Annotated in this window: 11 protein-coding genes; 3 read left to right on the top strand and 8 right to left on the bottom strand. The window is 66.6% G+C overall.

Annotated features, from left to right (window positions below):
• The 5 genes from WAW17_RS27420 to WAW17_RS27400 all read right to left on the bottom strand — a co-directional run.
• A partial coding sequence (locus WAW17_RS27420) for a YciI family protein (RefSeq protein WP_422336010.1) occupies window positions 1-225 on the bottom strand: 225 nt, incomplete at its 3' end.
• 113 nt (window positions 226-338) lie between these two features.
• A complete protein-coding gene (locus WAW17_RS27415; RefSeq protein WP_422336009.1) occupies window positions 339-1,253 on the bottom strand; it encodes a diacylglycerol kinase in 915 nt (304 codons plus the stop codon).
• The gene (locus tag WAW17_RS27410) at window positions 1,250-2,830 is read right to left on the bottom strand and encodes an FAD-binding oxidoreductase (protein ID WP_422336012.1); all 1,581 of its coding nucleotides are present in this window, start codon (window positions 2,828-2,830) and stop codon (window positions 1,250-1,252) included. The genes WAW17_RS27415 and WAW17_RS27410 overlap by 4 nt, the downstream gene beginning before the upstream one ends.
• Before the next feature lie 71 nt (window positions 2,831-2,901).
• The gene (locus WAW17_RS27405; protein ID WP_422336008.1) at window positions 2,902-4,170 is read right to left on the bottom strand and encodes an MFS transporter; all 1,269 of its coding nucleotides are present in this window, start codon (window positions 4,168-4,170) and stop codon (window positions 2,902-2,904) included.
• 11 nt (window positions 4,171-4,181) lie between these two features.
• Window positions 4,182-5,225, bottom strand: coding sequence for an aldo/keto reductase (locus tag WAW17_RS27400; protein WP_422336007.1), 1,044 nt, complete (start codon window positions 5,223-5,225; stop codon window positions 4,182-4,184).
• An 85-nt stretch (window positions 5,226-5,310) separates the two neighbouring features.
• Between WAW17_RS27400 and WAW17_RS27395 the strand changes: the two genes are divergently transcribed.
• Both WAW17_RS27395 and ilvD read left to right on the top strand, forming a co-directional pair.
• Window positions 5,311-5,883 carry a TIGR03086 family metal-binding protein gene (locus WAW17_RS27395; protein ID WP_422336006.1) on the top strand — a complete coding sequence of 191 codons (573 nt, stop codon included), beginning with the start codon at window positions 5,311-5,313 and terminating at the stop codon, window positions 5,881-5,883.
• A 5-nt stretch (window positions 5,884-5,888) separates the two neighbouring features.
• Entirely contained in the window at window positions 5,889-7,583 is a 1,695-nt protein-coding gene (gene ilvD, locus WAW17_RS27390; RefSeq protein ID WP_422336005.1) for a dihydroxy-acid dehydratase, read from the top strand.
• Here ilvD and WAW17_RS27385 read toward each other — a convergent pair.
• Window positions 7,580-8,233: a serine protease gene (locus tag WAW17_RS27385; RefSeq protein WP_422336004.1), complete on the bottom strand. Its 654-nt coding sequence runs from the start codon at window positions 8,231-8,233 to the stop codon at window positions 7,580-7,582. The genes ilvD and WAW17_RS27385 overlap by 4 nt on opposite strands.
• 90 nt (window positions 8,234-8,323) lie before the next feature.
• Window positions 8,324-9,037, bottom strand: a complete 714-nt coding sequence (locus tag WAW17_RS27380) for a DUF6319 family protein (protein ID WP_422336003.1) — start codon at window positions 9,035-9,037, stop codon at window positions 8,324-8,326.
• Window positions 9,038-9,186: 149 nt separating this feature from the next.
• Between WAW17_RS27380 and WAW17_RS27375 the strand changes: the two genes are divergently transcribed.
• Window positions 9,187-10,212 carry an adenylate/guanylate cyclase domain-containing protein gene (locus WAW17_RS27375; RefSeq protein ID WP_422336002.1) on the top strand — a complete coding sequence of 342 codons (1,026 nt, stop codon included), beginning with the start codon at window positions 9,187-9,189 and terminating at the stop codon, window positions 10,210-10,212.
• Here WAW17_RS27375 and WAW17_RS27370 read toward each other — a convergent pair.
• On the bottom strand, window positions 10,209-10,340 hold a 132-nt coding region (locus WAW17_RS27370), incomplete at its 5' end, for an integrase core domain-containing protein (protein ID WP_422336011.1). The genes WAW17_RS27375 and WAW17_RS27370 overlap by 4 nt on opposite strands.

The raw sequence follows: 10,340 nt of genomic DNA, 5'->3' as shown, positions 1-10,340 counted from the left end.
GCCGAGGACCTCACGGCTCTCGGCGAACGGACCGTCCGTGGTGATGGTGCGCTTGCCTTCCTCATCGACTCGCACCCTGGTGGCGGTGGTCAGATCAGCCAGCGATTCGCTGGCCACCGCAATGCCCGCCTCCGTGACCTGCTTGTCGTAGACCATCCAATCCTCGACGGTGCATTGGGCGGCCGCGTCGGCCGAAGCAGCGTTGATCAGCATCAAGTACTTCATGGTTCGACTCCTGGTGTGCGGTGTCCTCGCACGGCGGTTGCCGTACAACATGACGACGAACGGGACACTGTCGGATCGACACGTCTGCTCACACTATCGAGGAAGTCGGTTACTCAGGCCGGTGTGTGGCTGAGGATGTGAAGCGCTGCCGGCACCGCGTCGATGGTCACCGGCAGGGGACCCACCCGGTCTCCGTCGGCGTAGGCGGTGATGCCTTCGCAGTCCAGCCGGACTCTCCGCGTTCGGTAGGTCTGCACGTCGGGAAGGTCCACATGTGTGCCCTTGTAGACGCGGGGAAAGAGCCGGATCAGCCTCGATCGGCGGCCGTAGTCGACCACGGTGACGTCGAGCAGTCCGTCGGTCTTGTCGGCGCCGGGACAGATCTGCATGCCGCCTCCGTACGATCGGCCGTTCCCGACGGCGACGAGGGTGGCATTCACCTTCACCGTCGAATCGTCCAGATCGATCCTGTACCGAAGGGGCCGGAGCTGGGTGAGTTCCGCGAGCATCGCAAGGTTGTAGCGCATCGGACCCTTCGGCCACGTCATGCGATTCGCGCGATCCGTGACCAGCGAATCGAAACCACTGGCGATGATGGTACCGGCCCATACGACCGTACCGTCGGTGAGTGTGATCCTCGCGAGGTCCGATTCCTGCACCTCCCCGTCGGCGATCACGTCGGCGGCCGCGACGGGATCGCCTACGGGAATACCGAATTCACGCGCATGATCATTGCCGGTGCCGGCAGGAATCAGCCCGATCGGCGTCCCCGACTGCGCCACGGCCTGCAATCCGATGCTGATCGCACCGTCCCCGCCGACGACGACGAGAGCATCGGTACCGCCGGCCACGGCCCGCTCGGCGAGGGAGCGGGCGTGATCGGCGTCCGTTCCGATGATCTCGGTGACGGCGACGCCGCGTTCGCGCAGACGTGCGACCCCCTTCCGGCCGGCCGTCGGCGCATGGCCGTGCCCTGCCAGCGGGTTGATCAGTACCGTGACCTTCTCGATCGTCTCGTGCGTGCTCATGGAATCAGCTTGCCCGGGTTGAGGATTCCCGCGGGATCGACCGTGTTCTTCACGGCGCGGAGAATGTCGACGCCGAGATCTCCGATTTCGTCCCGCATCCACGGACGGTGATCCACTCCGACCGCATGATGATGCGTGATGGTTCCGCCGGCTGCGATGAGCGCGTCACCGGCCGCTGTTTTGGCCTTGCGCCACTGGCCGATCGGATCATCCGTCTGCGCACAGACAACGGTGAAATACAGCGACGCACCCGTCGGATACGTGTGCGAGATGTGACACAGGACAAGTGGTGGCGTGCCCTGTCCGGACAGTGATTCCGTCAGCGCCGAGGTGACCGCCGTGCGCAGCGCCGCGAGGTTGCCCCAGTTGGTCGCAGTCTCGAGTGTCTCGCACAGCGCGCCGGCGTCGAGGAGGGAATCGCGGAGATAGGGAGCGTCGAAACGGCCGTGTTCCCAGCCGTTTCCGGGCTCCTCGCCGAGCGAGGTGCCGCCGTGCGCCTTCAATACGGCTCGTGCCTCCGCCAGCCGCTCCGCCGTGTGTTCGGTACTGCCCTCGAACGTGGTGACCGCCAGGCAACCACCGGCGACGGACTGCTCCCCGATCCTGTCCGTGGTGGCGAGGTTGACGCCGGTCTCCGCCTCGTCGGACAACCGCAGCACCGTGGGAACCGCGCCTTCCTGTACCAGTGCGCGTAGCGCTGCGGCCCCCGTCCCGAAGTCGGGGAAGTTCCAGCCCTCACGCACCGTGGTCTCCGGGACCGCATGCACTCGGACGCGGGCCCTGGTGATGACCCCGAGCGTTCCCTCCGAGCCGACGAACAGCTCACCGAGATCCGGACCGGCCGCCGACGCCGGTGCACGACCGGTGTCGAGGACGCCCCTCGGGGTCACGACCCGCAGCCCCTGCACCATGTCCTCGAAGCGACCGTAACCGGCGGAGGCCTGGCCGGACGACCTGGTGGCGGCAAACCCGCCGACGGTGGCAAACATGAAGCTCTGCGGGAAGTGTCCCAGCGAGAAACCGTGTGCCCCGAGCAGTTCTTCGGCCCGCGGCCCGGTCACTCCCGCTCCGAGTGTCGCGATACCGGATTCGGAATCCAGCTCGATCAGGTCGTCGAACCGGCGAAGGTCGAGCGACACGACGGTGTCGAATCGTTCCCGCACGGGGTCTAGTCCGCCGACGACGCTGGTTCCACCGCCGAAGGGCACCACCGCGATCGCGTTGTCGGCGCAGTACCGGAGAACCGCGTACACCTCGTCGTCGGTACCCGGGGTGACGACGGCATCAGGCGCGTCCTGCGCTTCGGTGCTGCGACGACGCAGCAGGTCCAGCGTGCTCTTTCCGCCGGCACGCAGCAGCCGGTCGGCGTGCTCGGTGCTGCAGTACTGCTCGCCGACGATGCCGGCGAGCTCGGTGCGGTGACTGTCGGACAGCGCACTCGGGACGAGCGGGACCTCCTCCATCGTCCGGCCGGAAGGCTCCCGGATCGTGACTCCGAGTGCCTGCTGCAGCAGCGCCCGGATGCCGTCGGAAAGAACCTTGCGCTTCTCGGGTGCGCCCCAGCGATCCCACTGCATCGGAGGCGTCGATCGATCGATGCTCATGCGTTATAGTGTTACACATTATGTAAGAGTGTAAATAGGACTTGCTACCGGTCGCCCCGCTCCTTCCACACCTGCCGGAGAGGCCGCAGCACCACTCCCATCTCGCGCCGCGTCTTCCCGCGGGTCACGAGAACGCCGGTGATCGCCACGATCCACACCGGATACTGGACGAGCCACGCCACCCGGAACGCCTCGAACGAATACCCGCCGAACGCGTCGAGAATGGCGCCCATCGCCTGAATCACCAGCAGCGAGGCGAGGAAACCGCCGATGTTGACCATGCCCTGCGCCGTTCCCATGCTGGTGCTGGGATTGAACATCCGGGCATAGTCGAATCCGATCATCGAGCCGGGACCCCCCACCGAGATCACCACTACGAGCAGTACGAGCAGCCACATCGGCGCAGGACCGGGCACGGCCAGCACAACGGACCAGATCAGGGCGTTGCTGACCATGATGGACAGCACCAGGTAGGAACGCCGCATCGGGAACCGGCCGCTCAGAATCCCGATGACGGGACCGGACACGATCGCCGAGATCACCGACAACGTGAGCAGCGCACCCGCCTCACCCGCGGACAGCCCCTGCGCCGACCGCAGGTACGGCACGCCCCACAGCAATGCGAAGGTGGTGATGGAGAACTGTGTGCCCATGTGGGTGAAGAAACCCAGCTTGGTGCCGTGGCGTCCCCAGACGGCTCGGATCTGGCGGCCCACCTCGCGGATCCCCGCGGGGACGGCCACCACCTCCAGTCCCGGTGGTGCGTTACGGACCACCGAGACCGCGAGTACGAACGACAGCAGACCGAGGGATGCGGCACTGCCGTAGGCGAAGTTCCAGCCGGGACCGCTGAGCAGCAACATCAACGGGAGCGCCGACAGGATCTGACCGATCTGCCCGAAGATGCCGGTCAACTGTGAGATCAGCGGCACCTGCCGCGGCGGGAACCATTGCGGTACCAGACGCAACACCGAGATGAACGTCATCGCGTCGCCGACGCCGACGAGCACGCGTGCGGCGATTGCCACCGGCAGCGATTCGGTGAGCGCAAGCATCAGTTGCGCCGACGCCATGATGAGGGCGCCGGACGCGATCATTCGCCGCGAGCCGTATCGGTCGAGCAACAGACCTGCAGGAATCTGCATCCCCGCATACACGATGATCTGCAGGACGACGAAACTCGACAACACACTCGGACCGATCGAGAACCTGTCCGTTGCGGCCAGTCCCGACACCCCGAACGAGGTTCGATGCAGGACGGCGACGATATATGCGACAACCCCGACGCCCCACACCAACCACGCTCTGCTCATTGCAGATGAAGTTACTCCCTGCCTGCGGATACCCACTTCTGGTCGGCCGATCGGGCACCCGACGTGATGTCGGCGAGCACGTCCAGTCGGGCGATCTGATCAGCGGACAGTGTGAGCTGGAGGGCCCCGGCGTTCTCGGTGACCCGGGCGGCGAAACGGGTGCCGGGAATCGACACGCTCGGCAGGCCGAACTCCCGGCCCTTCGCATCGAGCCAGGCCAGCGACACTTGCGCGGGGGTCGCGTCGAGTTCGGCAGCCACCTCGCGGATGACGTCGAGCACCTTCAGGTTCGCGGGCAACGCATCGTCCCCGAATCGGGGGAACCTGCGACGCAGGTCCTTCTTTCCGAGCGACGCGGGGTCGTAGGTTCCGGTCAGGAAGCCGCGGCCGACCGGCGAGTACGGCACGAAACCGATACCGAGTTCGGCCGCGGCAGGAACAACCTTGTTCTCCACGTCCCGGCTCCAGATGCTCCACTCGCTCTGGATCGCGGCAATGGGGTGCACCTTCGATGCGCGCCGCAGTTCTTCGCCGGTGGCTTCCGACAGCCCGATGTGCCGGACCTTGCCTGCCTTCACCTGCTCGGCGATCGCACCGACGGTGTCCTCGATCGGCACCTCCGGGTCGACGCGATGCAGGTAGTAGAGGTCGACCGTGTCGACACCGAGCCTGGTCAACGATTCTTCGAGTGCCTGCGCCACGTATCCGGGTTTTCCGTTGATCCCGCGCTGCCCGTCAGCGATGTTGCCGACCAGGCCGAACTTGGTGGCCAGCTGTACCTCGGCGCGGCGGTCCTTCAACAACTGGCCCACGGCCCGCTCACTCGCACCCTCGCCGTAGACGTCGGCGGTGTCGATGAACGTCACTCCGATGTCGACGGCATGGTGCAAGGTAGCGAGCGCTTCGGCCGGGTCGACGGGACCGTAGACGGGTGCGACGGACATCGCGCCGTAGCCCTGGGCGCTGACGGTGAGTCCTTCGGACAACTGCACTGTGGGAATCGAAGTCGGGGGAATCGAAGTCGGGGGAATCGAAGCCGGGGGAATCGAAGTCATGGGGTCCATCCTTGCCGAAGGTACCGGCCGCCGCATCGCGTGAAATCGCCGTGATCGAAATCCCGAAACCCCTACGCTGAGAAACATGGCCTTCAACTGGTTCGAGCTGCAACGCACGGCGCACCGCGAATTCGGGACGCGGGTTGCGGCCATCACCGACTGGAATGCACTGACTCCCGACCGGGAGTGGGACGTGACCCAGCTGGTTCGGCACGTCATCGAAGAGCAGCAGTGGGTTCCCCCGTTACTGGAAGGCAAGACGGTGGCGGAGGCCACCCCGGAGCTCCTCCCGCTGCACGGCGACATGCGCGCCGAATGGCAACGCTATTCGGACGCCGCCACCCGGGCATGGTCGTCCGCGGACCCACAGATGCAGGTGCACCTGTCCTACGGCACGGTGCCACTCGAACCGTATCTGCGGCAGCAGACCGCGGACGTCACCATCCACGCGTGGGACCTCGCCCGGGCAACCGGTTCCGACGAGTCTCTCGATCCCGCACTCGTGGAGGCCGTCTGGTCGGACCTCGACGCGCAGCGCGACATGCTCGCCGAGAGCGGTCTGTTCGATCCCCCCGTCGACGTCCCGGACGACGCCCCGCTACAGGACCGTCTGATTGCGCTCACCGGCCGCGATCCACGACCGTCCCGCCTACGCTGACACACATGAGTAGCCCAGATCCGAAGCCCCGTAGCCGCGACGTCACCGATGGACTCGAGAAAACCGCCGCCCGCGGGATGCTCCGCGCAGTGGGCATGGGTGACGAGGACTGGGCGAAATCTCAGATCGGCGTGGCATCGTCCTGGAACGAGATCACCCCCTGCAACCTGTCTCTCGACCGGCTCGCGAAGGCCGTCAAGGACGGGGTTCACGCCGGCGGCGGATACCCCCTCGAATTCGGGACCATCTCCGTCTCCGACGGCATCTCGATGGGCCATGAGGGCATGCACTTCTCGTTGGTGTCCCGCGAGGTGATCGCCGACAGCGTGGAGACCGTCATGCAGGCCGAGCGCCTCGACGGATCCGTTCTGCTCGCCGGCTGCGACAAGTCGCTTCCCGGAATGCTCATGGCCGCCGCCCGCCTGGATCTGGCCAGTGTCTTCCTCTACGCGGGAACGATTCTGCCGGGCATCGCGAAACTGTCCGACGGCAGCGAACGCGATGTCACCATCATCGATGCGTTCGAGGCCGTCGGCGCCTGTTCGCGGGGGTTGATGAGCCGCGAGGACGTCGATGCCATCGAGCGGGCCATCTGCCCCGGCGAGGGCGCGTGCGGCGGCATGTACACGGCCAACACCATGGCCAGTGCCGCCGAGGCACTCGGCATGTCGCTTCCCGGCAGCGCCTCCCCGCCGGCCACCGACCGCCGCCGCGACGGATTCGCGCGGCGCAGCGGCGAAGCGGTGGTCGAACTCCTGCGACGCGGCATCACCGCCCGGGACATCCTCACCAAGGAGTCGTTCGAGAACGCCATCGCCGTCGTGATGGCGTTCGGCGGCTCCACCAACGCGGTGCTTCACCTGCTCGCCATCGCGCACGAGGCGGAGGTGGAACTGACCCTGGACGACTTCTCCCGGGTCGGCGCGCGCGTTCCACATCTCGCCGACGTCAAGCCGTTCGGCGCGCACGTCATGAAGGACGTCGACCACATCGGCGGAGTGCCGGTCATCATGAAAGCCCTGCTGGACGCCGGAATGCTGCACGGCGACTGCCTCACCGTCACCGGCCGCACGATGGCGGAGAATCTCGCGGAGATCGACCCGCCGGACCCGGACGGCAAGGTGCTCCGCGCGATGACGTCACCCATCCACCCCACCGGCGGCATCACCATCTTGAAGGGCTCGCTCGCACCCGGCGGAGCGGTGGTGAAATCGGCGGGCTTCGACTCCGACGTGTTCACCGGGACCGCCCGAGTCTTCGAACGGGAGCGAGCGGCCATGGACGCGCTCGAGGACGGCACCATCACGAACGGTGATGTCGTCGTGATCCGCTACGAGGGGCCCAAGGGCGGCCCCGGCATGCGGGAGATGCTTGCGATCACCGGCGCCATCAAGGGAGCGGGACTCGGCAAAGACGTCCTGCTGCTCACCGATGGCCGCTTCTCCGGCGGCACCACCGGCCTGTGTGTGGGACACGTGGCCCCCGAAGCGGTCGATGCCGGGCCCATCGCCTTCGTCCGCGACGGTGACCGGATCCGATTGGACGTCGGCGAGGGCACCCTGGATCTCCTGGTGGACGAGGAGGACCTCGCCGCCCGGCGGGACGGGTGGGAGCCACTTCCTCCCCGGTACACGCGGGGTGTCCTCGCCAAGTACACGAAGCTGGTGGGGTCCGCCTCCGGCGGCGCCGTCTGCGGCTAGATAGGCCGGAACCCTGCGCCGGGGCCACCTGTGGCATTCATGCTGTTCACGATCGACACCATGGTGGTCCCGACCTCGGGACCTACGCAGGGCGCGAGAAGGTACGCATTCACCATCGCGACCAGGGTCGTGCCGACAACGATCGGCGCGCCCGAGTCACCCTCGACCACGCAGGCCTGTGTCCACGTCTCCTGCGTCTGCATGAGGTCACCCCACACGATTCCGCAGGTGTTCCCGGTGGTGCGGCCTTCTTTACACGCCACCTGAGGGAACATTGCGGGCGCTCCGATGTTGGTGATGGTGACGCCCCCGATTCGATTGACCGGGATCACCTCGGCCCGATCGAACTCGATCACCGCGTAGTCCAGGACGGGGTTCGAGACGACGAACCTGCCGATGACGCCGGCGTCCTGGTTGGCTTCCGACACCACCGCCGAGCCCGGACCGCCGCAGTGGCCGGCCGTCAGGCCGACGAGTCTGCCCCCATTGTCGTAACCGATCGTGGTGAGCGAACACAACAGTTCGTCGTTCACGATGATGCCCGAACCACCGCCCATCACGGCCGGAGACGCTGCGGTGGCCGAACCCACCGCGACGAAACCGAAAATCCCCAGTATGGCCGCAACAACCGCCGCGAATCGCTTCAACATTTTCAGAACCTTCCCGGAATGAACCCCGACGGCCGCGTGTCTCTCCAGAATCCCACCCCGCGGACGCGCTGCGTGGCGGAATGAGGGGACTTACTCGCCGAGCGCCTCGAGAGTCTTCCGGGCGTCTTCGAGTTGACGACTCAGTTCCTCCACACGGGCGGCGGCGAGATTGCGGGCCGCCACGATGATCGAGTCGACGGCCTCGATGGCGGTCTCGTCACCGAGTTCACGCACCGCGCGTTCCACGGCATCCGGTGCCACCGGAACGGCCCTGCCGGGACGCTTGGCGCCGTGCGCGACGGTGACACTCCAGTCGTTGTCGGCTCCGGCGTGGATCGTGACGCTTACGCCGGCGGGCACCTTCTTGCTCGGACGCTTGGCCGGGGACGCGGCGGGCTTGGATACGGCGGGCACCGGAGTGGACGAAGCGACCGGCTTCGGTGCCGGAGTCGCGGAGACCTCGAGTCTCGGCACCGGGCCGGGTTCGAGTTCGTGATGTACCGCGGGCGCAGCCGGCACCGCGGGACGTGGGGCGACCTTGGCTGCCGGGGTCCGTCGCATCTGAAGCTCCTCTGCCTCGAAAGGAAGCTCGTCGTCGACGCCCTTGGGTCGAATCATCACCGTATTGCCCTGCACCGAAAGCGCTTTCGCCGAGGCGCCGGCCTCGAGTCCGAGACTGGGCATCGCCTCGCGCAGATACACGGTTGCTCGCCGACCCTCCGCGATGGCTGCGGCGAGAGTCTCGAGATTCTCCGCGGTGAGGTGATCCGGCACGCTGGCGCCGGAACGTCTACGGGGCGGCATGTTGCAGTCCTTTCGGGAAGCTTCCTGGTTACGCTCGTGAGCACCGCAACTCTCGCACACCGCACCGACGTTTCCGCATCGGCGGGAGGGCGCGGTGGCAGATTGGGGGAACGACGACCGGGCACGCACGAGACAGGTGAGTGGAACGCATGACCTCGGAACTACCGGAGATCGAGCCGAGCCTGCTCCGCGACATCCAATCCGACCTCGAAGAATCCCTGCTCGGCGGTCCCCGCACCTATACCCGGACCGACATCGCCTCGTTCGCGGGAGTCTCGATCGAGCGAGCCGACCGGCTGTGGGTGGCCATGGGATTCGCGGCCGATACCGATCCCGGCGGTGTGATGTTCACCGAGGGGGACGCCCTCGCCCTGCGCACCATCGCCTCCCTCGTCGAGAGGGGCATCATCTCGAGGGAACGAGAAGTGGCCGCCGCTCGTGCACTGGGCCAGGCGATGTCGCGACTCGCCGAGTGGGAGGTATCGCTGATCAGCACTCACATCGTCGACCAGCTCGCGGACTCCGTCGACAGCGATCCGCAGGCCATCCGGGAGCGGGTGCGGGCACTCAGCACCGAGATCCTGCCCGCCGTCGAATCGCTGCAGGGGTATGTGTGGCGCCGGCATGTCGCCTCCACCACCGGCCGCAACGTGGGGAATCCGGGCGAGGAGGTGACGAGCCGGACCCTCGTGGTCGGTTTCGCCGATATCGTCGGGTACACGTCCTTGACCCGCGAACTGGAAACCCGGGAACTCGCCGACATGCTCGAGCGATTCGAGTCGATGTCGGCGTCCGTGATCGGACGTCACCTCGGCTGGGTGGTGAAGACGGTCGGGGACGAAGTGATGTTCGCGGTGGAATCGCCGGCCGATGCCGCGGAGATCGCACTCGGATTGCAGGAACAGGTGCTGTCCGACGCGTCCGATCCGGCCCTGCGCGTGGGTCTCGCGATGGGTCCGGTGCTGGTGCGGTTCGGCGACCTCTACGGTTCTGTTGTCAACACCGCGGCGCGGCTGACCGGCTCGGCGCGCCCGGGCACGGTGTTGATCGACGACGAACTTGCCCGTGAGCTGGCGGACAGTCCCGGTTACCACCTCAAGCAGCTACGCCCACGACGTGTCCGTGGGATTCGGAGACTCGAACAGTTCGTGCTGCGCCGCAACCGGGACGACTAGCTGTAATTCGTGGGGACGTTGTGAACGCCGACGCGGTCGATAGGTGACTTGCCGTCGAGTCCGGTGTGGGGTCGGTGGTGATTGTAGTGATGGAGCCAAGCCTGGTACGTGGCCGAGCGGGCCGCGTC

The organism is Rhodococcus sp. (in: high G+C Gram-positive bacteria) (assembly GCF_049286785.1).
GTDB lineage: Bacteria > Actinomycetota > Actinomycetes > Mycobacteriales > Mycobacteriaceae > Rhodococcus_F.
This window is presented reverse-complemented; position numbering and strand designations above follow the sequence as displayed.

Coding starts and splice junctions, on each gene's coding strand:
- WAW17_RS27415 (WP_422336009.1), bottom strand. CDS start 1,253: ATGAGCACGCACGAGACGATCGAGAAGGTCACGGTACTGATCAACCCG.
- WAW17_RS27410 (WP_422336012.1), bottom strand. CDS start 2,830: ATGCAGTGGGATCGCTGGGGCGCACCCGAGAAGCGCAAGGTTCTTTCC.
- WAW17_RS27405 (WP_422336008.1), bottom strand. CDS start 4,170: ATGAGCAGAGCGTGGTTGGTGTGGGGCGTCGGGGTTGTCGCATATATC.
- WAW17_RS27400 (WP_422336007.1), bottom strand. CDS start 5,225: ATGACTTCGATTCCCCCGGCTTCGATTCCCCCGACTTCGATTCCCCCG.
- WAW17_RS27395 (WP_422336006.1), top strand. CDS start 5,311: ATGGCCTTCAACTGGTTCGAGCTGCAACGCACGGCGCACCGCGAATTC.
- ilvD (WP_422336005.1), top strand. CDS start 5,889: ATGAGTAGCCCAGATCCGAAGCCCCGTAGCCGCGACGTCACCGATGGA.
- WAW17_RS27385 (WP_422336004.1), bottom strand. CDS start 8,233: ATGTTGAAGCGATTCGCGGCGGTTGTTGCGGCCATACTGGGGATTTTC.
- WAW17_RS27380 (WP_422336003.1), bottom strand. CDS start 9,037: ATGCCGCCCCGTAGACGTTCCGGCGCCAGCGTGCCGGATCACCTCACC.
- WAW17_RS27375 (WP_422336002.1), top strand. CDS start 9,187: ATGACCTCGGAACTACCGGAGATCGAGCCGAGCCTGCTCCGCGACATC.